The 24,697-nt window shown below is 74.0% G+C and carries 19 protein-coding genes and 1 pseudogene; 13 read left to right on the top strand and 7 right to left on the bottom strand.

The window, feature by feature from the left end; all coding sequences use genetic code 11:
* The first annotated feature begins 60 nt into the window (after positions 1 to 60).
* The 5 genes from GA0070564_RS00335 (at position 61) to GA0070564_RS00315 (ending at position 8,163) form a co-directional block, all read left to right on the top strand.
* Positions 61 to 900: a GNAT family N-acetyltransferase gene (locus GA0070564_RS00335; protein ID WP_091604288.1), complete on the top strand. Its 840-nt coding sequence runs from the start codon at positions 61 to 63 to the stop codon at positions 898 to 900.
* A 118-nt stretch (positions 901 to 1,018) separates the two neighbouring features.
* Positions 1,019 to 1,753, top strand: coding sequence for an ABC transporter ATP-binding protein (locus GA0070564_RS00330; protein WP_091601016.1), 735 nt, complete (start codon positions 1,019 to 1,021; stop codon positions 1,751 to 1,753).
* Positions 1,750 to 3,900: a YhgE/Pip domain-containing protein gene (locus GA0070564_RS00325; protein WP_091601014.1), complete on the top strand. Its 2,151-nt coding sequence runs from the start codon at positions 1,750 to 1,752 to the stop codon at positions 3,898 to 3,900. Before GA0070564_RS00330 ends, GA0070564_RS00325 begins: the two co-directional genes overlap by 4 nt.
* A gap of 77 nt (positions 3,901 to 3,977) precedes the next feature.
* Positions 3,978 to 4,571, top strand: a complete 594-nt coding sequence (locus GA0070564_RS00320) for a TetR/AcrR family transcriptional regulator (RefSeq protein WP_218104864.1) — start codon at positions 3,978 to 3,980, stop codon at positions 4,569 to 4,571.
* 97 nt (positions 4,572 to 4,668) lie between these two features.
* A complete protein-coding gene (locus tag GA0070564_RS00315; RefSeq protein ID WP_091601012.1) occupies positions 4,669 to 8,163 on the top strand; it encodes an ATP-binding cassette domain-containing protein in 3,495 nt (1,164 codons plus the stop codon).
* Positions 8,164 to 8,331: 168 nt separating this feature from the next.
* Here the strand turns inward: GA0070564_RS00315 and GA0070564_RS00310 are convergent, their stop codons facing one another.
* The 4 genes and pseudogenes from GA0070564_RS00310 to GA0070564_RS00295 all read right to left on the bottom strand — a co-directional run bounded on the left by GA0070564_RS00310 (position 8,332) and on the right by GA0070564_RS00295 (position 12,635).
* Positions 8,332 to 9,399, bottom strand: a complete 1,068-nt coding sequence (locus GA0070564_RS00310; protein WP_091601010.1) for an NADH:flavin oxidoreductase/NADH oxidase — start codon at positions 9,397 to 9,399, stop codon at positions 8,332 to 8,334.
* Positions 9,400 to 9,493: 94 nt separating this feature from the next.
* On the bottom strand, positions 9,494 to 10,786 hold the full coding sequence (locus GA0070564_RS00305; RefSeq protein ID WP_176730569.1) for a dicarboxylate/amino acid:cation symporter: 1,293 nt from the start codon (positions 10,784 to 10,786) through the stop codon (positions 9,494 to 9,496).
* 201 nt (positions 10,787 to 10,987) lie between these two features.
* A complete protein-coding gene (locus GA0070564_RS00300; RefSeq protein WP_425412413.1) occupies positions 10,988 to 11,599 on the bottom strand; it encodes a DUF998 domain-containing protein in 612 nt (203 codons plus the stop codon).
* Positions 11,575 to 12,635, bottom strand: a pseudogene (locus GA0070564_RS00295) (glutathione S-transferase family protein). Before GA0070564_RS00295 ends, GA0070564_RS00300 begins: the two are co-directional and overlap by 25 nt.
* 112 nt (positions 12,636 to 12,747) lie before the next feature.
* On the opposite strand from GA0070564_RS00295, the gene pcaF reads away from it, so the two are divergent.
* The 7 genes from pcaF (at position 12,748) to GA0070564_RS00260 (ending at position 21,303) form a co-directional block, all read left to right on the top strand.
* Positions 12,748 to 13,950: a 3-oxoadipyl-CoA thiolase gene (gene pcaF, locus GA0070564_RS00290; RefSeq protein ID WP_091601004.1), complete on the top strand. Its 1,203-nt coding sequence runs from the start codon at positions 12,748 to 12,750 to the stop codon at positions 13,948 to 13,950.
* Positions 13,951 to 14,146: 196 nt separating this feature from the next.
* Positions 14,147 to 14,965: an SAM-dependent methyltransferase gene (locus GA0070564_RS00285; RefSeq protein WP_091601002.1), complete on the top strand. Its 819-nt coding sequence runs from the start codon at positions 14,147 to 14,149 to the stop codon at positions 14,963 to 14,965.
* Between the two features lie 9 nt (positions 14,966 to 14,974).
* Positions 14,975 to 17,128, top strand: coding sequence for a putative bifunctional diguanylate cyclase/phosphodiesterase (locus GA0070564_RS00280; RefSeq protein WP_091601000.1), 2,154 nt, complete (start codon positions 14,975 to 14,977; stop codon positions 17,126 to 17,128).
* Positions 17,129 to 17,144: 16 nt separating this feature from the next.
* On the top strand, positions 17,145 to 17,645 hold the full coding sequence (locus GA0070564_RS00275; RefSeq protein ID WP_091604279.1) for a DUF456 domain-containing protein: 501 nt from the start codon (positions 17,145 to 17,147) through the stop codon (positions 17,643 to 17,645).
* 43 nt (positions 17,646 to 17,688) lie between these two features.
* The gene (locus GA0070564_RS00270; protein WP_091600998.1) at positions 17,689 to 18,435 is read left to right on the top strand and encodes an MBL fold metallo-hydrolase; all 747 of its coding nucleotides are present in this window, start codon (positions 17,689 to 17,691) and stop codon (positions 18,433 to 18,435) included.
* An 81-nt stretch (positions 18,436 to 18,516) separates the two neighbouring features.
* On the top strand, positions 18,517 to 19,470 hold the full coding sequence (locus tag GA0070564_RS00265) for a UbiA family prenyltransferase (RefSeq protein WP_091600996.1): 954 nt from the start codon (positions 18,517 to 18,519) through the stop codon (positions 19,468 to 19,470).
* A 282-nt stretch (positions 19,471 to 19,752) separates the two neighbouring features.
* Entirely contained in the window at positions 19,753 to 21,303 is a 1,551-nt protein-coding gene (locus GA0070564_RS00260) for an amino acid permease (protein WP_091600994.1), read from the top strand.
* Between the two features lie 8 nt (positions 21,304 to 21,311).
* Here GA0070564_RS00260 and GA0070564_RS00255 read toward each other — a convergent pair whose 3' ends face one another.
* Positions 21,312 to 21,965 carry a DUF4396 domain-containing protein gene (locus GA0070564_RS00255; RefSeq protein WP_141714671.1) on the bottom strand — a complete coding sequence of 218 codons (654 nt, stop codon included), beginning with the start codon at positions 21,963 to 21,965 and terminating at the stop codon, positions 21,312 to 21,314.
* Between the two features lie 614 nt (positions 21,966 to 22,579).
* Between GA0070564_RS00255 and GA0070564_RS00250 the strand changes: the two genes are divergently transcribed.
* Entirely contained in the window at positions 22,580 to 23,476 is an 897-nt protein-coding gene (locus GA0070564_RS00250; RefSeq protein WP_218104863.1) for an NADP-dependent oxidoreductase, read from the top strand.
* A 77-nt stretch (positions 23,477 to 23,553) separates the two neighbouring features.
* Here the strand turns inward: GA0070564_RS00250 and GA0070564_RS00245 are convergent, their stop codons facing one another.
* Complete coding sequence (locus tag GA0070564_RS00245) at positions 23,554 to 24,039, bottom strand: YcxB family protein (RefSeq protein ID WP_091600990.1); 486 nt, start codon at positions 24,037 to 24,039, stop codon at positions 23,554 to 23,556.
* A 50-nt stretch (positions 24,040 to 24,089) separates the two neighbouring features.
* Positions 24,090 to 24,695 (bottom strand): YdeI/OmpD-associated family protein, encoded by a 606-nt coding sequence (locus GA0070564_RS00240; RefSeq protein ID WP_091600988.1) that lies wholly within the window; start codon positions 24,693 to 24,695, stop codon positions 24,090 to 24,092.
* Positions 24,696 to 24,697 lie beyond the last annotated feature (2 nt).

The following is a 24,697-nucleotide window of genomic DNA, read 5'->3' as shown; positions in this document are numbered from 1 at the left end:
GCACCGGCGGTCCCCGGGTCCGGCCGCCGGGCGGTCGGCTCGTCTGGCAGGCTGGTAGCCGTGTTGACGGTGCCGGTACGGCAACTCGGGGAGTCGGAGCGCCGCGCGGTGGAGCGGCTGCTCGACCGCGATCCGTACGCGGGTGCGCAGGTCGCCGAGCGGATCGCCGCGCGCGGGCTGGCCTGGTGGCGGGCCGAGGGCCGGATCCTGGGGTACGGCAACCGGCGCAACCTGGAGTCGATCTGCTGGCTGGGTGGCAACCTCACCCCGGTGCTGGCCTCGGAGCCGGCCGTCGACGCGTACGCCGACCTGCTGGCCGGGGAGGAGCGCCTCTGCTCCTCCATCGTCGGCCGGGCCGACGCCGTGCTCGGCCTCTGGGACCGGCTGCGCGGGCACTGGGGGCCGGCCCGGGACGTGCGCGCCAACCAGCCGCTGCTGGCCGCCGACCGGCCGCCCGAGCTGCCCGCCGACCCGCAGGTGCGGCCGGTTCGCACCGGTGAGGTGGACCGACTCTTCCCGGCCGCGGTCGCCATGTACACCGAGGAGGTCGGCGTCTCGCCGCTGGCCGAGGACGGTGGGCGGGGCTACCGGCGGCGGGTCACCGACCTGGTCCGCGCCGGTCGGGCGTACGCCCGGTTCGTCGACGGCAGGGTGGTCTTCAAGGCGGAGCTGGCGGTGGTGACCCGGCGGACCGCGCAGATCCAGGGGGTTTGGGTGGCCCCGGAGTGGCGTGGGCGCGGGATCGCCACCGCGGCGATGGCGGCCGTGGTCCGTGACGCGCTGATCCGGGTCGCCCCCACGGTCAGCCTCTACGTCAACGACTTCAACGTGCCGGCCCGCCGGGTCTACGCCCGCTGCGGCTTCCGCCCGGTCGGCACCCTGGCCACCGTCCTCTTCTGAGGCGCCCCGCCCGGGTGGGGTGGGGCGGGTCACGTGCGTCCGGCTTGAGGTGAACGGGACACCGGGGACTATGCTGAGCATGTTTTTGTACTGACCAGTCAGTTTAGTTGGGGGAGTGATGAGCGTCGTCGTGGAGGCCAGCGGGCTGGGACTGCGTACCCGCCGGGGCTGGGTGTTCCGGGACGTCGACCTGACCGCCGCCGAGGGCGAGCTGCACGCGATCACCGGGCCACCCGGCAGCGGACGTACCTCGCTGCTGCTCGCCCTGGCCGGGCGCTTCCCGGTCGGCGAGGGTCGGGTGCTGCGGCACGGGTCCGCCGCCCTCGGCCAGGTGGCCGGGGTGCACGAACCCGACCCGGCGCTCACCGTCGGCGAGCACATCCAGGAACGCCTGCTGCTGCTCGGTCCGGTGCCCCGCCGCCGCCGGCAACTGGTCCCCGTCGCCGCCGTGCGCGCCCGCCGCGCCTACCGGCGGGACGCCTTCGCCACCGCCATCTCCGGCGCCGGCTTCACCGGTGACGTCCCCTTCGACCCCGACACCCGCGGCCGCGACCTCACCCCGCTGCAACGCCAGGTGCTCGGCCTGGTCCTGGCCACCCTCAGCGGACCCAAGCTGATCGTCGCCGACGACGTGGACAGCGGCTCCGACGCCCCCGAGCGGGCCTGGCTCTGGGCCGCGATGGCCCGCCTCGCCGAACAGGGGTACGCCGTCGTGGCCAGCGCCCGCGCCGTCGAACCCGGCAGCGCCGCCGTCGAGCACCGGCTCGCCGACCCGGCCGCCGTCCCCGCCCGCCCCACCCTGATCCTGCCCCGGCCGACCCCGGCCGCCACCCCCGCGGAGGTCACCCGATGAGCGTGTTCCGCCTGGCCCGCTTCGAGTTGCGCCGGATGACCCGGGGCCGGCTGCCGCGCGCCGCGCTCGCCGTGCTCACCGTCATCCCGCTGCTCTACGGCGCCCTCTACCTCTACGCCTTCTGGGACCCGTACGGGAACCTCAACCGGATCCCGGTGGCGATGGTCGTCGCCGACCGGCCCGCCGAGGCCGGCGACGGCACCGTCGTGCACGCCGGCCAGGACCTCGCCGACGAACTGCTCGACCGCAAGGTCTTCGGCTGGACGGTCACCGACGAGCGGGACGCCCAGTCCGGGCTGCGCGACGGCCGCTACCACCTGGTCTTCGAGATCCCGGCCGACTTCTCCGCCAGCCTTGCCGCCGGCCCGGAACCGGACCAGGCCGCCCACCGGGGCGAGCTGAAGGTGGTCAACGACGACGCCACCAACTACCTGTCCGGCCTGCTCGCCCGCTCCGCGTTCGCCGAGATCCGGGCCGCCGCCGGGGAGAGCGCCTCCGCGTCGTACTTCGAGAAGATGCTGATCGGCTTCACCGACCTCAAGGCCGAGACCGGCAAGGCCGCCGACGGCGCCGGGCAGATCCACGACGGACTGGGCGACGCCGGGTCCGGCGCCGGGAAGATCGCCGGCGGGATCGACCGGTCCGAACAGGGCGCCGGGCAGCTCGCCGACGGGCTGGGCAGCGCCGCCAAGGGCGCCGACGAGCTGGCCGACGGCATCGGGCAGCTGCGTACCGGGGCGGCGAAGATCGCCGACGGCACCGCCCGGGCGGCCGCCGAGACCAGCGCCGCCGCCAGGAAGGTCGACTCGGCGGCGAACCGGATCGAGCCGGTGCTGCGGGACAACGCCGAGGAGATCCAGCGCTCCGCCACCGCCGTCGCCACCGGCGCGCAGGCGCTCGCCGACAACATCGACGCGCTGCCGCAGACCGCCCGGCAGGCCGCCACCGACGCGCAGCAGGTCCGCGACCGGCTGACCGCGCTGGTCGCCGCCCACCCGGAGCTCGCCGGCGACCCCGACGTGGTCGCCGCCCGCAAGGCCGCCGACGAGGCCGCCACCGCTGCCCAGAAGGTGGTGGCCGGGCTGGACGGCGCCGACCTGGCCGGACTGAAGGCCCGGATGAACCAGGTGGCCGCCACCGCCCGGGAGATCGCCGCCGCCGCGCCGCACCTCGCCGACGACGTGGCCTCCGCCCGGGCCAAGGTCGACCAGCTCGCCGCCGGCCTGGACACCCTCGCCGACGGCAGCGCCCAGCTCCGCGACGGGCTCGGCGACGCCGCCACCGGCGCCGAGCAGCTGCGCGGCGGCCTCTTCCGGCTCGCCACCGGCGCCCGCGAGCTGGACAGCGGACTGAACCGGCTCACCGGCGCCCAGCAGCAGCTGGTCGGTGGGCTGAGCAAGCTGGAGGGCGGGGCCGGCGACCTCGCCGACGGGCTCGCCGCCGGGGAGAAGAAGATCCCCGGGTACGACGACGCGGGCGCCCGCTCCGACGTGCTCGGCGACCCGGTCGCCCTGGACCGGCAGGCGCGCCACCCCGCCGCCTCGTACGGGGTGGGCTTCGCCCCGTACTTCCTCGGGCTGGCGCTCTGGGTCGGCGCGATGATCACGTACATGCTGCTGCGGCCGGTCAACCGGCGGCACGTGATGTCCGGCGCGGCCGGCTGGCGGGTCGCGCTCGCCGGCTGGCTGCCCGCCGCGGCCATCGGCCTGGCCCAGGCCGGGGTGCTCTTCGGAGTGGTCACCCAGGTCCTCGGCCTGGACCCGGTCCACCCGGCGGCCACCCTCGGGCTGCTCGCCCTGGTGTCGCTGGCCTTCACCGCGATCATGCAGTGGCTCGGCGCCCAACTCGGCCCGGCCGGGCGGCTCGCCGCGCTGGCCCTGCTGATGCTCCAGCTGACCTCCTCCGGCGGCACCTACCCGGTGCAGACCTCGCCCGGCTTCTTCCAGGCCGTCCACCCGTGGCTGCCGATGACCTACGTGGTCGCCGGCCTGCGGCACACCATCAACGGCGGCCCCACCGGCCCGGTGCTCACCGGCGCGCTCGTGCTCGCCGCGTTCGGCCTCGGGGCGCTCGCGCTGACCGTCGGGGCGACCCGCCGGTCCCGGCGGCTGACCCCGTCGAAGCTGCACCCCGAACTGACCATGTGAGGATGCTGATGACCCGGGCGGCGACGCACCGGTGCGGCGCCGGCCGCACCGGCCGGGAGGTGGGACGGGGAGGTTCGGTGGCGGACGGACGGTCACGGCGACGGGAGGACACCCGGCAGCGTCTCTTCGAGGCGGCCGTGCAGCTCATCGCCGAGCAGGGCTTCTCCGCCACCACCGTGGACGACATCGCGGCCCGGGCCGGGGTGGCGAAGGGGACGGTCTACTACAACTTCCAGTCCAAGACCGTCCTCTTCGAGGAGCTGCTCCGGCACGGCATCGGGCTGCTCACCGCCGAGTTCCGGGCCGCCGTCGACGGGCTGCCGCCCCGCGAGGCGCTGGCCGCGCTGGTCCGCGCCGAGCTGGAGTACATCCGCCGCTACCGGGCCTTCGCCCAGCTGCTGCTCTCGGAGATGTGGCGGACCAACCGGGAGTGGCAGCAGACCCTGCGGCTGCTGCGCGGTGAGGCGATCGAGGTGATCGCGGAGACCGTCCGGGCCGGGGTGGCCAGCGGCGACCTGCCCGCCGACCTGGACGTGCCGACCGCCTCGTCGGCGCTGTTCGGAGTGGGCCTGGTGGTGGCCGTCGACTGGCTGGTGTTCCAGCCGGACCGGCCGATCACCGACGTGCAGGACGCGCTGCTCGGCATCGTCCGGCGGGTCGCCCAGACCTGAGCCGGAGGCTCTGCCGGCGGCGAAAATGCGTTGAACTGTCCCGCCGCGCGGACCAGGCTGGGGGTACCGCCCCCCAGCCGAGTCCGGAGGACCTTCCATGCGCCTGCTCCGAGACTTCTGGACCGCCGCGCCCCGGCGGGTGGCGGCCGCGTTCCTGCTGATCCTGCTGACCTCCGTCGGGCAGGTGGGCGCCGCCGCCCTGGCCGGGCCGGTGCTGGTGCACCGCTCGACGACCTGGTTCGTCGCACTCGCCGCCGCTCTGGCCGCCGCCGTCCTCGCCGACCTGGCCGTCGGCCTGCTGATGGCCGGGCTCACCGCCGACTGGTCCGCCGACGTGCGCCGCCGGTTGTGCCGGGTGGCGCTCGGCCAGGACCTGCCCACCCTGGAGACCACCCCGGTCGGCGAACTGCTCGACCGGATCGACGGTGACGTCTACCAGGTGGCCGCCGAGATCCGCAACACCGGCTGGCGGATGATCCAGGCGCTGACCGGCGGGGCACTGTCCACGCTGGTCGCCTTCTACGTCTGGTGGCCGGCCGGGTTGGGCATGCTGGCGCTGACCGGCCTGCTGGTGGTCACCCTGCGTCGCCCGGCCGCCCGGATCAGGCCCGCCCGGATGGCCGAGGAGGAGGCCTGGTCGGACCTGGCCGCCGTGATGGAGGAGGCGGTGCACGGTCAGGACGACGTGCGCACCAGCCTGGCTCGGCCGTACGTGCTGCGCCTCTACGCCCAGCGGGCCGCCGAGGTGCTCGCTCGCGGCCGGCGGGTCTTCCGGCTCAACGCCCGGTTCACCCTCTCGGCCGTCGCCACCACCCGCACCGCCGTCGCGCTGGTGGTGCTCGGCGGGGCCTGGGCGCTGGCCACCGGCCGGATCGACCCGGCCCGGCTTACCGCCGTCTGGCTGCTGGTGATCGGCTTCGGCGCCCTGATGGAGCACATCACCCGGATGCTGCCCCACCTCCAGTTCGCCCTCGGCGCCTGGGGCCGGGTACGCCTGCTGCACGACTCCGCGCAGGAACCCTCCGGCGGCGCCGACCCGGTCGAGGGCGACCTGACCGTACGCGGGCTGACCTTCCGCTACCCGGCCACCGGGGAGGGCGAACGCGGGCCGGCCCTGCGCGAGGTGCACCTGAGCTTCGTCCGGGGCCGCTCGTACGCCCTGGTCGGGCGGACCGGCTCGGGCAAGTCGACGCTGGCCAAGGTGCTCACCCGGGCGGTGGAGGTGCCACCCCGCACCGTCTTCCTGGCCGGGACCGACCTGCTGGACCTCGACGTCGAGGAGCTGCGCCGCTGGGTCGCGGTGGTGCCGCAGCGCACCGAGATCCTCGCCGGCACCCTCGCCGAGAACGTCGCCCTCTTCGACCCCGACCTGCTCGCCGCCGTCCCCGAGGCGCTGGCCGAGCTGGGGTTGACCGGTTGGGTCGACGAGCTGCCCGACGGGGTGCACACCCGGCTCGGCGAGGGCGGGCACGTGCTCTCCGCCGGCCAGGAGCAGCTGGTGGCGTTCGCCCGGATCCTGGTCCGCGACCCGCACGTGGTGATCCTCGACGAGGCCACCGCCCGACTCGACCCGGTCACCGAGGCCCGGGTCCGACGGGCCACCGAACGGCTGCTCGCCGACCGGATCGGCATCCTCATCGCCCACCGGCTCTCCTCGGTGCGGCGCTGCGACGAGGTGGTGGTGATGGCCGACGGGGCGGTGCTGGAGGCCGGCCCGATGAAGGAGTCGGAGCGCTTCGCCGAGCTGCTGGCCGCCAGCCACGCCGGCGCGTACGCCGGGGTGGGTGCCGGGCGGGGCGGCGTGGACCTGCTCCCCGCGCCCGACGCCGAACCGGCCGAGGGCCCGACCGGAGCGGCCGGCCCGGCGCGGCCGGTGGTGGCGCTGCCGCGCACCGACCCGCCGCCGCTGCCGCCGACCCCGCGCGCCGGGACGCTGCGGGAGATCCTCCGGCTGGGCCTCAACGACCGCCGGTACGGCCTGCTCTCCATCACCATGTTCGCGGTGATGACCCTGCTGGGGCTGGACGGCGCGGTGCTGCCCTGGCTCTGGGCCGACCTGATCGGCGGGGGAGACCCGTGGCTGCCGGCGTTGGGCATCGTGGCCGCTTTGCTGGTGATCCTGCCGATGCCCTACCTCACCAACCTGCTCTTCCCGCAGTGGTGGGTACGCCAGCTGCTGCGGATCAGCCTGCGCCTGGTGCACGGGCAGACCGGGCCGCGCCGGGTCAGCGCGCACACCCCGGCCGAGGTGGTCGCCCAGGCCGGCGACACCGAACGGGTGGTGCAGCTGGCCGACAACCTGATGGACCAGTTCATCGCCCTGTTCATGGTGGTGGCGATGACCGTGGTGACCGGCAGCGTCGTACCCGGGCTGTTCTTCCTCGGCACCATGGTGGTATCCGGGCTGGCGGCGACCCTGTTCGGGCCGCGGCTGGAACGCTCGGCGCACGCCACGGTCAGCGCCCGGGCGGCGTTCGCCACCGCGCTGGTCTCCGCGCTCTCCGCCGCCCGTACGGTGAAGCTGGCCGGCGCGACCCGTCCGGTGCTGGACCACCTGGCCCGCCTGGACACGGTGCGCAGCGACCGGCAGCGGCGGGAGATCGCCATGCAGGTCTGGTCGCGGTCGACGCCCGCGGTCACCACCGGGCTGCTGCCGATCGTCGCGTGGGCGCTCTACCTGGGCGGGACGCTCTCCGCGGGCGCCACGCTGGTGGTGGTCTCCACCCTCGGCACGGCCCGGTGGTTCGCCTGGACCAGCGCCTCCCTGGTCTCGCAGCACCCGTCGGCCCGGGTCTGGACCCGGCGGACGGCCGCGATGACCGGGGTGTCGGCGTACTCGGCGGCGGTGTCCGGGGTGGACCTGGCGGCCGGCACCGCGCCGGCGCCGGCGCCGCCGGCCCGGTGGCCGCTGCGCCGGCTGGAGCTGGCCGGCTTCGGGGCGCTGCACACCGACGGGACCCTCGCCGTGCGCGGCGTCGACCTGACCGTCGAACGGGGGCAGCTGGTGCTGGTGGTCGGGCCGGTGGGCAGCGGCAAGTCGTCGCTGCTGCGGGCGCTGGCCGGGATCGTGCACCACACCGGTGAGCTGCGCTGGAACGGCGAGCCGGTCACCGAGCCGGAGCTGTTCCTGCGCCCGCGGCAGGTCGGCTACGTCGGGCAGCTGCCCCGGGTGCTCTCCGGCACCGTGGCCGACAACATCGCCCTCGGACACCAGGTGGACGCGGCCGGCGCGGTGGCCACCGCCCAGCTCGAACACGACCTGGCCGCCGCCGGGGGCGGGCTCGGGCTGCTGATCGGGCACAAGGGCACCCGGCTCTCCGGCGGCCAGCTGCAACGGCTGGCGCTGGCCCGGGCGCTCGCGCCGCGTACCGAGCTGCTGGTCGCCGACGACGTGTCGTCCGCCCTGGACGTCACCACCGAGCTGGCGCTCTGGGCGGCACTACGCGAACACGGCGTCACCGTCGTCGGCTCGACGTCGAAGCGCGCCGCCCTCACCCGCGCCGACCACGTCGTGGTCCTCACCGACGGCACCGTGGCCGCCCAGGGCCCCTGGCGGGACCTCGACCCCCACTGGGGCCACCTGGCCGGCTGACCCGCGCACCCGCGCACCCCGCCCCCACACCACGTGGCCCCGCCCACGTTGTCGCCGTTGATCATGAAGTTTGCCGCAGTAGAACGGGACGAAACGACCCGCTAACTTCATGATCAACGGCGCGGGCCGGGGGGTGGGGGCCGGGGGTGGGGTGGGGGTGGGGTGGGGTCAGTGGGCGCGGGTGTACTGGTTGGGCCAGGTGGGGGTGGCGCCGAGCTTGGCGGCGGCGCGGTTGGGCCAGTAGGGGTCGCGCAGCAGCTCGCGGCCGAGCAGGACCAGGTCGGCCTCGCCGGCGGCGACGATCTGCTCCGCCTGCTCCGGCTCGACGATCAGCCCCACCGCGCCGGTCAGCACGCCCGCCTCGCGGCGGATCCGGGCGGCCAGCGGCACCTGGTAGCCGGGACCGACCGGGATGGCCGCCGTCGCCGCGGCGCCACCGGAGGAGGCGTCGACCAGGTCGACACCGGCCGCGGCGAGCTCCCCGGCCAGCACCACGCTGTCCTCGACGGTCCAGCCGCCCTCGACCCAGTCGGTGGCGGAGATCCGGGTCAGCACCGGCACGTCCTCCCCGACTGCCGCGCGGACCGCGCGGGCCACCTCCAGGGTGAGCCGCATCCGCCCGGCCCGGTCGCCGCCGTAGCCGTCGGCACGGTGGTTGGTCAGCGGGGAGAGGAACTCGTGCAGCAGGTAGCCGTGCGCGGCGTGGATCTCCACGGCCGCGAAGCCGGCGTCCAGGGCCCGGCCGGCGGCGGTGGCGAACGCGGCCACCACGGCGGCGATGCCACGCTCGTCCAGCGCGGTGGGGCGCCGGTACTCGGGCACGAACGGCTCGGACCCGGGGCCCACCGGGGTCCAGCCGCCCTCGGCGTCGGGCACCCCGCCGCGCTCGGCGTCCCACGGGCGGTGGGTGGAGGCCTTGAAGCCGGCGTGGGCCAGCTGCACGGCGGGCACCGCGCCGTGCTCGGCGAGGAAACGGGTGATCGGCCGCCAGGCGTCGATGTGCGCGCCGGACCAGAGGCCGGTGTCCTGGGGGCTGATCCGCCCCTCGGGGACCACGGCGGTGGCCTCGGTGACGATCAGGCCGACGCCGCCGACGGCCCGGGAGCAGAGGTGGACCCGGTGCCAGTCGGTGGGCAGCCCGTCGGGGCCGGCGCTGTACTGGCACATCGGGGCCATGGCGACCCGGTTGGGCAGGGTGACGCCGCGCAGGGTCAGCGGGGAGAACAGGGCACTCATGGGGGTGATCCTCCGGGACGTTCGGTGGGTTTGGCACCACGAAGCCAGGCGGCGACCCGCCGGAGACCGGCGGGTCGCCACGGGTGGCCACGGATCAGGCGGGGACCGGCTCCAGCCGCTCCGCCGGGCGGTCGGCCGGGTCCGGCTCGGTCAGGTCCCGCTTGCCGGCCGTGTCGTACGCGGCCCGGTCCAGGGTGCCCTCGCGGGCGGCGACGATGGTCGGCACCAGCGCCTGCCCGGCCACGTTGGTGGCGGTGCGGATCATGTCGAGGATCGGGTCGATGGCCAGCAGCAGGCCGGCGCCGGCCAGCGGCAGGCCCAGCGTGCTCAGGGTCAGGGTCAGCATCACCAGCGCGCCGGTCAGGCCGGCGGTCGCCGCGGAGCCGACCACCGAGACGAAGGCGATCAGCAGGTAGTCGCCGACGCCGAGCTGCACGCCGAAGACCTGCGCCACGAAGATCGCCGCCAGGGCCGGGTAGATCGCGGCGCAGCCGTCCATCTTCGTGGTGGCGCCGAAGGGCACGGCGAAGGAGGCGTACTCGCGGGGGACGCCGAGCCGCTCGACGGAACGCTGGGTCACCGGCATGGTGCCCACCGAGGAGCGGGAGACGAAGGCCAGCTCGATGGCGGGCCAGGCGCCGGCGTAGAAGCGCAGCGGGTTGAGCCGGCCGGCGGCCACCAACAGCACCGGGTAGACCACGAGCAGCACGATGGCGCAGCCGACGTAGACGGCGGTGGTGAACTTGGCGAGCGGGGCCAGCAGGTCCCAGCCGTACGAGGCGACGGCGTTGCCGATCAGGCCCAGGGTGCCGATCGGGGCGAGCCGGATCACCCACCACAGCGCCTTCTGCACGATGGCCAGGACCGAGCGGTTGAGGTTCACGAACGGCTCGGCGGCCTCGCCGATCAGCAGCGCGGCGGCACCGACCACCAGGGCGAGGAAGACGATCTGGAGCACGTTGTTGTCGACGAACGCGCCGACCGGGTTGGTCGGGACGATCCCGGTGAGGAAGTCGGTCCACGAGCCGGCCTTGGTGGGCGCCTCGGCGCCGGCGACGTTCAGGTCGACCCCGCGGCCCGGGTCGACCAGCAGGCCGAGGCCGATGCCGACGGTCACCGCGATCAGCGCGGTGATGCCGAACCAGAGCAGCGTCTTGACCGCCAGCCGGGCGGCGTTGGCCACCCCGCGCAGGCTGACCACGCTGACCACGATCGCGGTGAAGACCAGCGGCGGGACGGCCAGCTTGAGCAGCTGGACGAAGAGGCCACCGACGGTGTCGAGGGTGGTGGTGAGCCAGCTCAGGTCGTTGGCCCGGGCAACGAAGCCGAGCGCCACGCCGAGCACGAGGCCGAGGAGGATCTGTACGGAGAAGGGGATCTTGCGCAGGGCGGAAGCCATGGGACGTCCAAGTCGGGAAGGGCGGAACGGGGCAGGCGTCAGGAGAGCGGCTGCGCCGGACAGATGCCGCTGGCCTGCAGTCGAAGGTCGACATACAGGCGCACGGTCAGGTCCCAGACGTTGGTCATCGCCTGCCGACGGTACTCCCGTCAGGTCCACAACTGGAATGAGCGATGCCGGTGACGCTCCTTACACACGCTGTTTCTCGCGCGGTGACCCGTTCGTCACGTTCACGGCCGAACGGGTCCGCCGTCCCAGCACCGCGGCGGTGCCCAGACCCCAGGCTGCGCCGACCGCAAGCAGCAGCCGCTCCAGCCCGCCCAGCAGGCTGCCCCGGCCCACCGTCACCAACCCGACGGCGATCGCGCCGGCCACCGGCAGCGCCACCGCCACCGCCAGCCGCGACACCCGGCGCAGCCGGGGTGCCGCGTGCGGGGAGAGCGCGATCACCAGCATCGCGAAGACCGTCGACGCCATCGCCACGATGCTCGCCCCGGCGTGCACCAGGTCCGCCACGGTCGCCGCCTCGAACGGCGGCAGCGGGCAACCGGCGCTGCACGTCACCGCCCCCGACAGGGCCGTGAAGACCGCGCCGGCGCCGAGCAGCCCGGCCGCGACCGGCAACGCCGGGGGCAGCGCCGCGGCGAGCAGCAGCAACGCCGCCGCCAGGGCGAACACCCCGATCCGGTACGTCGGGGCGTACCCGCTGCTGGCGATGCCCGCCTCGCTGACGTACCCGGTCAGGCCCGCGCCCGTGCCGGCGACCACTGCGAACGTCACCGCGGCCGTGCCGGCCAGCACGCACCCGGCGGCGACCGACGCGGCGGCGACCCGGGCCACGGCGCCGCTGTCCCGCCCGGCCGGGCCGCGCTCAGCCACGGCCGTGCGGCGTGGCCCAGCCGGAGGTGTCCGGACCCAGCGGGACGATCCGGGTCGGGTTGATCGCCTCGTGGGTGCCGTAGTAGTGCCGCTTGATCTGGTCGAAGTCCACCGTCTCGCCGAAACCGGGGGTCTGGAACAGGTCCCGGGCGTACGCCCACAGCACCGGCATCTCGGTCAGCTTCTGCCGGTTGCACTTGAAGTGCCCGTGGTACGCCACGTCGAAGCGGACCAGCGTGGTGAACAGCCGCACGTCCGCCTCGGTGATCGCGTCGCCCATCAGGTAACGCCGGCCGGCCAGCCGCTCCGACAGCGCGTCCAGCCGGGCGAAGAGCGCCGTGTACGCCTCGTCGTACGCCTGCTGGGAGGTGGCGAAGCCGCACCGGTAGACGCCGTTGTTGACGTCGGTGTGGATCTCCGCCATCAGCGCGTCCATCTCCGGCCGCAGCTCCACCGGGTACAGGTCCGGCGCGTCGGGAGCGTGGAACCGCCGCCACTCGGTGGAGAGGTCCAGCGTGAGCTGCGGGTAGTCGTTGGTGACCACCCGGCCGGTGAGCGTGTCCACCAGCGCCGGCACGGTCACCCGCCCGGTGTAGTCCGGGTCGGTGGCCAGGTAGGCCTCCGACAGGAACCCGATGCCGAGCACCGGGTCGAAGCCGTCCGGGTCGAGGGCGAACCGCCAGCCCCGCTCGTCCCGGATCGGGTCGACGGTGCCCAGCGAGATCACGTCCTCCAGGCCGAGCAGGCTGCGCACGATCCGGGCCCGGTGCGCCCACGGGCAGGCCCGGCACCAGATCAGCCGGTACCGGCCGGCCTCCAGCGGCCAGCGCCCCTGCTCGTCCGGACCGCCGCCCTCGGGTGAGGTGGAGTGCGGGGTGACCCGACCGGTGAACCGGTTGGGCTGGCGGACGAACCGGCCGCCGCCGGCGGTCTCTGCGCTGAACTGGGCCCGGGCCATGCCGCAAACCTATCCGGTCGGCGCGCGGATATCCTGGCGCCGGGCACGCCCGTGACCCGGGCCATTCCCGCGACCGCCAGCCCCTTCCCACCCCCGAAGGACGTGAGCGCCGATGACCGTCGCCTACCTCGTGGCCGGAGTCCGCACCCCGATCGGCCGGTACGCCGGCGCCCTCGCCGGGGTACGCCCCGACGACTTGGCCGCGCACGTGATCCGCGAACTGGTCACCCGCCACCCGTCGGTGGACTGGGCCCGCACCGACGACGTGGTCCTCGGCTGCGCCAACCAGGCCGGCGAGGACAACCGCAACGTGGCCCGGATGGCGGCGCTGCTGGCCGGCCTCCCCGAGGAGGTGCCCGGCAGCACGGTCAACCGGCTCTGCGGCTCCGGCCTGGACGCCCTGGCCACCGCGGCCCGGTCCATCGTGGCCGGCGAGGCCGACCTGGTGGTCGCCGGCGGGGTGGAGAGCATGAGCCGCGCGCCGTTCGTCATGCCGAAGGCGACCACGCCGTTCTCCCGCTCCGCCGAGGTGTACGACACCACCCTCGGCTGGCGGCTGGTGAACCCGCTGATGAAGGCCGGCTGGGGCATCGACTCGATGCCGGAGACCGCGGAGAACGTCGCCGCCGAGTTCGGCGTCGACCGGGCCGCCCAGGACGAGTTCGCGCTCCGCTCCCAGCAGCGGGCCGCCAAGGCACAGGCCGACGGCCGGTTCGCCGAGGAGATCGTGCCGGTGACCGTGCCCGCCGGCCGGCGGGAGACGAAGCTGGTCGACGTCGACGAGCACCCCCGGGAGACGTCGATCGAGAAGCTGGCCGCGCTGCCCACCCCGTTCCGCGACGGCGGCACCGTGACGGCCGGCAACTCCTCCGGCGTCAACGACGGCGCGGTGGCCCTGCTGGTCGCCTCCGAGGCCGCCGTCGCCCGGTACGGCCTCACTCCCCTCGCCCGGGTCGGCGGCGCGGCGGCGGCCGGCGTACCGCCCCGGATCATGGGCATCGGCCCGGTGCCGGCCACCCGCAAACTCCTCGACCGCCAGGGCGTCGCGCTGGCCGACGTCGACGTGGTCGAGCTGAACGAGGCGTTCGCCGCGCAGGGCATCGCGGTGCTGCGCGAGCTGGGCCTGCCCGAGGACGCCGAGCACGTCAACCCGAACGGCGGCGCCATCGCCCTCGGCCACCCGCTCGGCGCCAGCGGCGCCCGGCTGGCGCTGACCGCCGCGCTGGAGCTGCGCCGCCGCGGCGGCCGGCGGGCCCTGGCCACCATGTGCATCGGCGTCGGCCAGGGCATCGCCCTCCTCCTCGAGTCGGCGTGAGGCCTTCGGGCCGGGGGCCCCGGGCGGCCGGTCGGGCGGCCCGGGGCGGCGAAAAGTGGATCTCCCGTTGGTGGCCGGGCGCGCATAGAGTGGTCAGCACCACTCGATCCGCGGGTCGGCCGGTTCCCCTCGCGCGCTGCGCCGCGCCCGACGACCGGCGTGCTCCCGCGCCGCGGCGACGACCAGGGGCGAAGCCATGCAGAAGCCGGAGAACATCCCCACCGAGATCGACCTGACGCGGCCCAGCGCCGCCCGGGTCTACGACTACTTCCTCGGTGGGGCGCACAACTTCGAGATCGACCGGCAGCTCGCCGAGCAGATCGCCGCGATGACCCCCAACCTGGCGGCCACCATGCGCTCCGGCCGGGAGTTCCTCCGCCGCGCCGTCCGGGTGCTGCTGGACGCCGGCATCGACCAGTTCCTCGACATCGGCTCCGGCATCCCCACCGTCGGTAACGTGCACGAGGTGGCCCAGGCCGCCAACCCGGACGCCCGGATCGTCTACGTCGACATCGACCCGGTGGCGGTGGCGCACAGCCGGGAACTGCTCGCCGGCAACGACCGGGCCGTCGCCGTCCACGCCGACCTGCGGGACCCGAAGCTGATCCTGGACGGGGCCCGGGGCAGCGGGCTGATCGACTTCGACCGGCCGGTGGGCATCCTGCTCGCCGGGGTGGTGCACTTCATCCCGGACGCCGACCGTCCGGGCGACATCCTGGCCACCCTGCGGGCCGCCGCCGTCCCCGGCAGCTTCCTGGTCATCTCCCACTCCACCTTCGAGGACCAGCCGCAGGAGATGCTCGACGCGCAGCGGCTGTCGGCGCGTACCGCCACCGAGATCACGCTGCGCTCCCGGGCCGAGATCAGCGGCTTCTTCGGCGACTGGACGATCCTCGAGCCGGGCGTGGTGCACATGCCGCTCTGGCGGCCCGACTCGCCGTCCGACGTCGACGAGCACCCCGAACGGTTCGGCGCGTTCGGCGGCGTCGCCCGCCAGGACCGTCCGGGCGGCTGAGGCAGCGCCGTGGCTCCCGGCGAGGAGGACGTCAGCCGACCGGGCGCCCACGAGTACGCCTCGGCGTGGGCCCGGGCGGTGCGCCGGCTCGGCTTCGTGCCGCTGAGCGCGGCGGAGACCGAGCGGCTGCTGCTGGCGCAAACGGTACGACTCGCGCAGGCGGCCCTGGCCGAACCGTTCTCCGCCCGGCCGGCCCGGGACGTCGGGCGGGCGCTGGTCGAGGCGCACCTGACCGAGCCGGGCGTACTCGACTGGTCGGTGCGGGCGCTCGGCGAGCGCTTCGTACCCGTGGTGCTGCCGGACCGGGGCGGCCCCGGCGGTGTGGCCGACCGGGTCGACGCGTTGCAGGCGGCGCTGGCCGCCGGCTTCGCCGCGGCCCTGCGCGACCGGACCTTCAGCCAGCAGGAGCGGATCGCCCGGTCGGCCTGGCAGGCCCGGGACGCGGTCGAGCAGGCGTTGCGGGACAGCGAGGCGCGGTTCCGGGCGGTCTTCACCGGCGCGGCCATCGGCATCGGCATCGCCGGCATCGACGGCGTGATCATCGACGTGAACCAGTCCTTCGCCGACATGCTCGGTTACACCATCGGTGAGCTGCGGCAGACGAACGTGGCGGCGCTGTTCCACGTCGACGACGCGGCCGGGATGTGGGAGCTCTACCAGGAGCTGATCGACGGCAAGCACGACACGGTCCGGGTGGAGAAGCGCTACCACCGCAAGGACGGCAGCGTGGTCTGGACCGACCTGGCGGTGTCGCTGGTCCGGCACGACGACGGCCGGCCCCGGTTCACCGTGGCGATGATCGAGGACATCACCGAACGGTACGAGCTCCAGCAGCGGCTGCGGTTCCAGGCGCTGCACGACCCGCTCACCGGGCTGCCCAACCGGACGCTGTTCTTCGAGACCCTCGGTCACGTCCTCCAGGCCGCCCCGCCGGACCAGCCGGTCGGGGTCTGCTTCCTGGACCTGGACGGCTTCAAGGCGGTCAACGACAGCCTCGGCCACGACCTGGGTGACCGGCTGCTGGTGGTGATCGCCCGGCGGCTCGCCGACTGCGTCGCCGCACAGGGGCACCTGGTGGCGCGGATGGGTGGCGACGAGTTCGTCATCCTGGTCCGGACCGGTGGCGACGGCCGGGCGGTGGCGGTGGCCGAGTCGGCGCTCGCCGCGGTGGCCGCCCCGGTGGTGATCGGCGACCAGCAGTTGGCCGTCTCGGCCAGCATCGGGATCGTGGAGTGCCCGGCCGGGGAGACCAACGCCTCCGACCTGATGAAGGCCGCCGACACGACGCTCTACTGGGCGAAGGCGGAGGGCCGCGGTCGGTGGGCGGTGTACGACCCGGAGCGCAGCGCCCGGGACATCGCCCGGTCGGCGCTGGCCGCCGGCCTGCCCGCGGCCCTGGACCGGGGCGAGTTCGTGCTGCACTACCAGCCGATCGTGTCCCTGTTGGACGGTTCGATGCGAGCCGTCGAGGCGCTGGTCCGCTGGCGTCACCCGGAGCTGGGCCTGATCGGCCCGGACCGGTTCATCGGCCTGGCCGAGGAGACCGGGCTGATCGTCCGGCTCGGCGCCTGGGTGCTCGAGCGGGCCTGCCGGGACGCCGAGGCGTGGTGGCGGTCCTTCCCGGCGGCCCGGCTGGTGGTCAGCGTCAACCTGGCCGCCCGGCAGGTGGAGGAGCCGGCCGTGGTGGAGATGGTGGCGGGCGCGCTCGCCACCAGCGGCCTGCCCGCGGAGCTGCTCCAGCTGGAGCTGACCGAGAGCGCGGTGATGGGCACGGCGGGGGAGCCGCTGCGGGCGCTGCACCGGCTGGCGGCGCTCGGCGTACGGCTGGCCGTGGACGACTTCGGCACCGGCTACTCCAACCTGGCGTACCTGCGGCGGCTGCCGATCCACAGCCTGAAGCTGGCCGGGCCGTTCGTCGAGGGGATCCGGGCCGGGGACGCCGACGGGCCCGCCGACCATCGGGACGAGCGGATCGTGGACGCGCTGGTGCGGCTGGCACACGCGCTGGAGCTGTGGGTGACCGCCGAGGCGGTGGAGACCGTTACGCAGGCCGAACGGTTGCGGGCGCTGCGCTGCGACACCGGGCAGGGCCGCTGGTTCGGCGGCCCGGTACCGGCCGAGGAGATCACCGCGCGGCTGCGCGGCGACGCCGTGACGGTGTGAACGGACGGGAGTGGGCGTGGGGTTGACGGATTCGCAGGCGGCGGTGTCGGTGGTGGCGGCGCTGGCCATCCTGGCCGGGTTGGCCGGGGTGGTGGTGCCGGGCCTGCCCGCGCTGCCACTGTGCTGGGGTGGGGTGCTGATCTGGGCGTTCTTCGGCGGCACCGGCCCGGGCCGGTGGGCGGTGCTGGCCGCGGCGACGGTGGTCGCCGCCGGCGGGACGATCGTCAAGTACGCCTGGCCGGGCCGGAACCTGAAGCGGACCGGCGTGCCCACCTCCTCGCTGCTCGCCGGTGGCCTGCTCGGGCTGGTCGGCTTCTTCGTGATCCCGGTGGTCGGCCTGGTGATCGGCTTCGTCGCCGGGGTGTGGGTCGCCGAGCGGCTGCGGCTGGGCAGCAACCAGTTGGCCTGGCCGGCCACGAAGCAGGCGTTGGGCGCGGCCGGGCTGTCCCTCCTGGTCGAGTTCACCGCCGGCGTGGTGGTCGCCGCGCTCTGGGTCTTCGGCCTGGTCTTCACCTGATTCGGGGCGGACGCCAGGCCCGGCCGGTGCGTAGGGTCACGGGGTGCGGATCACCGTTCTGGGGGGTCGTGGCGCCTGGCCCGGCGCAGACCAGGGCTGCTCCGGTTTCCTCGTCGAGCACGGCGGTTTCCGGCTGCTGGTCGACCCCGGGTACGCGACCGTGCAGCCGCTGCTGGCCCGGCTGCCGGCCGTCGCGGTCGACGCGGTGTACGTCAGCCACGGCCACCCCGACCACTGCGCCGACCTGCAACCGCTGCTGCGGGCCCGGGTGCTCACCGACCGCGCCCCGGCGGCGCTTCCGGTGTACGCACCGGCCGGCAGCCTGGACGCGTTGCTGGCGATCGACGAGCCGGGCCTGGTCGACGGGGCGTACCGACTGTGCGGGTTCGCACCGGGGGAGGGCTTCGAGGTGGGCCCGTTCGCGGCGCGAACCTGGGCGCTGCCGCACTGGGTGAGCAACGCCGGCGTCCGCCTCACCTGCCCCGGTGGGGTGCTGGCCTACACCGGGGACACCGGCCCCAGCCCTGACCTGGTCGAGCTGGCCCGGGATGCCGACCTGCTGATCGCCGAGGCGACGTACGTCGACGACATCCCCGACCGGCACGCCGGCAACCTCTCCAGCGCCGCCGAGGTCGGCCGGTACGCCGCGCTGGCCGGCGCGCGGTCGGTGCTGCTCACCCACCTCTGGCCGGGCACCGAGCCGACCGACGCCGTGGCGGCGGCGCGGCGGGCGTACGGCGGGCCGGTCGACGTGGCCGCCCCCGGCCTGGTGCGGGTGCTCGAACCCTGACCCGGCGTTCCCTCGGGGGTGGGAGTGAGCCGCCCCCGTCGGCGGGAGGCTCCTGCCCCGGCGGCTGCCTAGCGTCGGCTCATGACCCTTCACCCCCCGGCGACCGACCGTTCCGCCCCCACCGCCGGCGGGCCGGCGGGCCGCCCGGGTGCGCCGCCCGGGCCGGCGGCCCGGGCCGGGGCGCTGCTCCGGTTGACCCGCCCGTGGTTCTGGCCGCTGGGTTGGGCGGCGGCATGGTTCGGGTCGGTCCTGGCGACCCGGAGCTGGCTGCCCTCGCCGGCGGCGGCGCCCCGGACGGTGGCCGCGCTGCTCGTGCTCGGCCCGCTGGTCTGGGGCGCGGTCCTCGCCGTCAACGACCTGCATGACCTGCCCAGCGACCGACGCAACCCGCGCAAGGCGACGGCCCCGCTGGTCACCGGCGTGCTGACCGAGGCCGACCTGGCCGCCTGGCACCGCCGGTTCGCGGTCGCCGCCGTGTCGGTGGCGTTGGTGGCCGGCCCGGCCTTCGCCGCCGGCACCGCCGTCGTCCTGCTGCTCGGCTGGCTCTACAGCGCCCCGCCGGCCCGGCTCAAGGGCCGTCCCGGGGTGGACGTCGCGGTCAACGCCGTCGTGGTGGGCGTGCTCGCGCCGGTCGCCGGCTGGTCGCTGCACCGGCCGGTGGGCGACTATCCGCTCGTGCTGGCCGTGCTGGGGCTGCTGCTGGCGGCGGCGCTCTACCTGCCGACCACGGTGCTCGACGTGGCCGCCGACACCGGCGCCGGGGTCACCACGGCGGCGGTGCGGTGGACGCCGCGGCGCTGCCGCCGCCTCGGGCTGGGGCTCTGGGTGGTCGCGACGGTGGTGTGGCTGGTCACCTGCCACCTGGACCCGATGGTCCGCGGGGAGTCGTGGGCCGTTCAGGTGGCCCTGGCGCCGGTGCTGATGGTGGCGTACGCGGTGGCCACCCGCCGGCCGACGATCGGCCGGATGGCCGCGGTCTGCCTGGTCTTCGCCGTCCCCGGGATCGACTTCCTGCGGGCCTGCGTCAGCGGGTGAGGGGTCGGCCGGATGCGGCGGCGCGGGGTGTCCGGGTGGTACGGCGGACCGCCGTACCCGAGAGAGAGGTGGACGCCCCGCGCCGCCGCGCACCGGGCGGTGCCGAGCGCCCGGGGGAAGGCCCGTCGCGATCGGGCCTGGTCACGGCTTCAAGGATGCCGGCGGCGGGACGTGGGGGCAACGCAATTAGCGAGTTCGGCACGGGCAACTGATTGACCATCGTCAGCAGCGGGAGCAGACTCGGGCGCACTCGTACCGGGGATCACCTCGAGGAGGTGTGCAGTGGCCACGACGCCCGTGCCGACCGCCGAGCAACCGATGGACGACGACGCCCGACGGCTCGCCGAACTCGGTTACCGACAGGAGTTGCACCGCAAGTGGAGCGGCTTCTCCAACTTCGCCATCTCGTTCTCGATCATCTCGATCCTGGCCGGCTGTTTCACCACGTTCGGCCAGGCGTGGAACAACGGCGGCCCGGTCGCCATCTCCTGGGGCTGGCCGCTGATCTCGCTGTTCATCCTCATCATCGGCTTCTGCATGGCGGAGCTGGTGTCGGCGTACCCGACGGCGGGCGGGATCTACTGGTGGGCGGCGACGATGGGGCGCCCGGTGCACGGCTGGTTCACCGGTTGGCTCAACCTGATCGGCCTGGTGGCGGTCACCGCGTCGGTCGACTACGGCTGCGCCACCTTCCTCAACCTGACCCTGTCGGCGCTCTTCGACGGCTGGGCGGGGACGCTCACCCAGACCTTCGGCCTCTTCGTGGTCATCCTGGCCCTGCACGGGCTGATCAACATCTTCGGGCACCGGATCATCGACGTACTCCAGAACGTCTCGGTCTGGTGGCACGTGGCCGGCGCGGCGGCCGTGGTGGCCATCCTGCTGCTCGTCCCCGACGACCACCAGAGCTTCCGGTTCGTCTTCACCGAGCGGTTCAACAACTCGGGCTTCGGCGACGGCGACAGCGGCGGGCTGACCTTCTGGTTCTACGTCCTGCCGCTGGGTTTCCTGCTCACCCAGTACACGATCACCGGCTTCGACGCCTGCGCGCACGTCTCCGAGGAGACCCGGGGCGCGTCCAAGGCCGCCGCCCAGGGGCTGTGGCGGTCGATCGCCTACTCGGCGGTCGGCGGCTGGATCCTGCTGCTGGCGTTCCTCTTCGCCGCCACCGACGTGGACGCGATCAACGACGCGGGCGGCTTCTCCGGGGCGATCTTCGAATCCGCGCTGACCCCGTTCTTCTTCAAGACGGTGATCATCATCTCGACGATCGGGCAGTTCTTCTGCGGGATGAGCTGCGTGACCTCGATGAGCCGGATGGCGTACGCGTTCAGCCGCGACCGGGCGGTCCCCGGCTGGCGGCTCTGGTCCCGGGTGGACCGCAACGGCACGCCGGTGAACGCCATCATCGGTGCGACGCTGGCCGGCCTGGTGCTCACCCTGCCCGCGCTGTACCAGTCCGGCGGCGTGCCGGTCGCCTTCTACGCGGTGGTCTCGGTGGCGGTGATCGGGCTCTACCTGTCCTTCCTGATCCCGATCTTCCTGCGGCTGCGGTTGGGTGACCGGTTCGTTCCCGGGCCGTGGACGCTCGGCCGGCGGTACCGGCTGCTCGGCTGGATCGCGGTGGTGGAGATCGCGGTCATCTCGGTCTACTTCGTGCTGCCGATCGTGCCGGCCGGGGTGCCCGGGCACGCCGACTTCACCTGGTCGGCGGTGAACTACGCGCCGCTGGCCGTGGGCGGGGTGCTGCTCGGGGTGGCGGTGTGGTGGTGGGCCTCGGCACGGAAGTGGTTCACCGGTCCCCGCCGTACGGTGGACCACAGCCCCGACTGAGGTGCCGCCTACTGCGGCGTGCTCAGCAGCTCTTCTTTGGCGCCGTGACGGATCAGCCACAGCGTTGGCCGCCAAGCGGCGAAGAAGCCGATGATCGACCCGATCTGGACAATGAGCCAGAACACCGGACTACTGGGATGCAGAGTCTCGTGGAAAACCATCAACTCCATCAGCGCCAGCCAGCCCAACAGGGCGAACTCGAAGACGGACACGCTCAGTAGGTCTCCCTTGAGAAACCTCCGTATTGCGGCCAATGCTCTTCGACCACGCGTACCGGCTTCGGTGAAGTAGCGGAACGCAAGGCCCACCATCGCTGCGGCCAGGTAGTCACCGATGAATTCCGGCCACAATCTTCTGCCGAACAGTTCGAGACTCAGGGCGAAGACGACAACGGTGGCAATGATGGCGCCCAGCACGCAGTGCGTCGCGCAGTGCAGCGTTTCGATCGTCGTGACAGCATGTCGCGGCGTCCTGGGCGGGGTGCGGTGCCGCTCCAGCCACCGGGGAGCCTGAGGTCTACCCCACTGTCGGTAGGCCAGGACGGCTGCCGGGCCGAAGTAGAGCGCGGTTGCCGGCCAGACGATCTCCATGACCCTGGCCGGCTGGCGATACCGCAGGACAAGGAGGTCGACAACGATGACGACGGCGCTGACGACACCCACTGCCAGCACAACCCACGAGAGCGCGACGAGCCATGTCGGTTGCAGAACCGTCTCCTTTTCATCCCGAGAAGCTCGGCCCGGAGCGGATCGAGGGCGGTCTGCGCCCGCCCTGCCCTTGCTATCACCAGGCGAGCCCGCGCAGCGTCAACTCGGCGGAGTCGCGTCTCCACGAGGGGTCGGCCACCCTCTGGGAACGTCGCGTCGGTGCCGGCGGTGACTGCCGCCGCTCCGCAGTTCCCGACCTCGACGGAGGTCAGGTTCCGGGCGTCGGCGACCCCTTCCGAGCAGCGGATGCCACCCGGCGTGCAGGGGCTGGCGCCCGTCGAGCCGGTGGCGTGGCCCTCGGGACGTCCACAGGAGCATCACCCGAAGTGGTCACCTGGCCGCCGGCTCAGGTGCCGACAGCCGCACCCCCGCGCTTCCTACCCGAAGGGGTAAGGAGTCGCCGATTTCAGGTAGGCGGCTGCCGGGCCGTTGGATGATGCCGGTCTTGGCGTTCGGCGCATCCCCGGGACAGGCCGGTGGGCCGATCGAACATGGTCGGAAGGAGCAGGCGTCGGATGAGCACGATGCATGCCGTGAGAGCTCATAGCAGGGGCGGACCGGAGCAACTCGTGTACGAGGAGGTGCCGCGGCCCGAGCCGGGGCCCGGGGAGGTGCTGGTGGCGGTGAAGGCCGCTTCGATGACGCCCACCGAGCTGACCTGGTCGGCAACCTGGACGCACAGTTTGGACGGGTCAGGACCGGAGCGCACTCCGATCATCCCGTCGCACGAGTTCTCCGGCGTGGTCGCGGCCTCCGGGGTGGAGGTGGAGAGCCCCGCCGAGGGCGCGGCCGTGTACGGGTTGATCCCCTTCAACCGCGATGGCGCAGCCGCCGAGTACGTCGCCCTGCCCGCGCACGTCCTGGCGGCCAAGCCGGCCAGCGTCGACCACGACCAGGCCGCGGCGCTTCCACTGGCCGCGTTGAGCGCCTGGCAGGCACTGGTGGACCACGCCGACCTTCAGGCCGGCCAGCGCGTTCTGGTGCAGGGCGGCGCCGGCGGCGTGGGGATCTACGTGGTGCAGCTCGCGGCCGGTCTCGGTGCCCGGGTGAGCGCCACGGCGGCGGCGGCCGACCTGGAATTCGTCAAGGGTCTGGGTGCCGAGCAGGTCATCGACTACGCGCACGACCGCTTCGAGGAGCATGTCCGCGACGTGGACGTAGTCGTTGATCTTGTGGGTGGAGCGACGCAGTCGCGGTCCTGGTCGGTCCTGAAGCCGGGCGGTGTCCTGGTCTCCCTCGTCACCCCACCCGACCAGCACGAAGCCGCCCGGCATGGGGTTCGCGGTCTGTACTTCATCGTCGAGCCCGACCGGGACGCGTTGCACTCCATCGCCGAACTCGTCGACGACGGCCGGTTGAAGCCGGTGCTGGACCGCGTACTACCACTGACTGAGACGCGCTCAGGTTACGAGGCGCTCGAGACCGCCAAACGCCGTGGCAAGATCGTCATCCACGTCGCAGACTGAGGCGTGTCATCACGTCCACCTTCACCGTCCGACCGATCCGGCCGCCGGCGTCGCCGGCCGCCTGCGAGCCCGACCGACTACCGACTCGGTAGCAGCCCCCGATCGGTCATGAAGGCGCGCAGCGTCTCGGCGTCCCCGCTGGACATCAGGTCGCGGGGGATCACGGTGGCCGGCATCCGGCCGACGTACACGATCCAGAAGCCGGGGGTGTCGCGGACCTCGGTGACCCCGTCCCAGGCGATGCCGCTGGACTCCGAGCCGCTGCGCATCATGATGTTGTGGTCGGTGATCTCGTAGCCGCCCTCGACGGCGTAGTCACCGGAGCGGCGCCGGGCGCGCCAGCGCACCCACGACGGATAGAGCATCGACAACACACCGGCCACGACCAGCGTCGTCCACAGCGACGAGAACCGGCCACCCGGCGCGACGGCGAAGCCGACGACGCCGGCCGCCGCCAGCGCCGCGCCGATCCGGGCGAACCGGCGCAGCCGGACGGCGCCGAGGGCGGCGGCCACCCGGCCCGGATAGGCGGGATCGGCGGGTACGTCGAAACGGATCTGCACGCCGCAACGGTAGTGCCCCCGTCACGTCCCCCGGTGGTGAAGGTGCCCGACTACGGCGTCCGTGTGGGTCTGGCCTTCTGCGGGTGGATGGTCTCCTGGCGGGCCAGCATGGCGACGAACTCGGCGATCTTGCGTTGGCGGGTCTCCGCCCGCTTGACGGCGTTCACGCGGTGGATGAGCGAGAACCGGTTGGTCTTCGTGAGCACGTCGAACATGGCCTGGGCGGCGGGGTTGGCGGCGATGGCGTCCCGGAGATCCGCCGGCACCACCGCCTCCGACGGCGGCGCGTAGGCCGCCGCCCACCGGCCGTCCGCCTTGGCGGCCTCCACCGCGGCCCGGCCCGAGGGCCGCATCCGACCCTGCTCCTCCAGCCGGGCCACGTGGGCGACGTTCCGCTGGGACCAGGAGCTGCCGGGCCGGCGGGGGGTGAACCGGATCCAGGAGGTCTCCTCGTCCCGCCGGCGGGCCTGCCCGTCGATCCAGCCGAAGCAGAGCGCCTCGTCGACCGCCTGCTGCCAGGTCAGCGTGGTGACCGTGCCGCCCTTCTTCGTCAGGGCGAGCCAGACCCCGGGAGAGGTGGCGTGGTGGGTCGACAGCCAGTCGCGCAGCGCGTCGGCGTCCGCGACGATCAACTCATTCAGCTCGGCGCTCGGCATGA

The sequence above is a fragment of the Micromonospora mirobrigensis genome (genome assembly GCF_900091555.1).
In the GTDB taxonomy this organism is placed as follows: domain Bacteria; phylum Actinomycetota; class Actinomycetes; order Mycobacteriales; family Micromonosporaceae; genus Micromonospora; species Micromonospora mirobrigensis.
This window is presented reverse-complemented; position numbering and strand designations above follow the sequence as displayed.

Bases quoted from the DNA above. Each gene is read 5' to 3' on its own strand.
- GA0070564_RS00330 (WP_091601016.1), top strand. From the start codon at position 1,019: ATGAGCGTCGTCGTGGAGGCCAGCGGGCTGGGACTGCGTACCCGCCGG.
- GA0070564_RS00325 (WP_091601014.1), top strand. From the start codon at position 1,750: ATGAGCGTGTTCCGCCTGGCCCGCTTCGAGTTGCGCCGGATGACCCGG.
- GA0070564_RS00315 (WP_091601012.1), top strand. From the start codon at position 4,669: ATGCGCCTGCTCCGAGACTTCTGGACCGCCGCGCCCCGGCGGGTGGCG.
- GA0070564_RS00310 (WP_091601010.1), bottom strand. From the start codon at position 9,399: ATGAGTGCCCTGTTCTCCCCGCTGACCCTGCGCGGCGTCACCCTGCCC.
- pcaF (WP_091601004.1), top strand. From the start codon at position 12,748: ATGACCGTCGCCTACCTCGTGGCCGGAGTCCGCACCCCGATCGGCCGG.
- GA0070564_RS00285 (WP_091601002.1), top strand. From the start codon at position 14,147: ATGCAGAAGCCGGAGAACATCCCCACCGAGATCGACCTGACGCGGCCC.
- GA0070564_RS00265 (WP_091600996.1), top strand. From the start codon at position 18,517: ATGACCCTTCACCCCCCGGCGACCGACCGTTCCGCCCCCACCGCCGGC.
- GA0070564_RS00240 (WP_091600988.1), bottom strand. From the start codon at position 24,695: ATGCCGAGCGCCGAGCTGAATGAGTTGATCGTCGCGGACGCCGACGCG.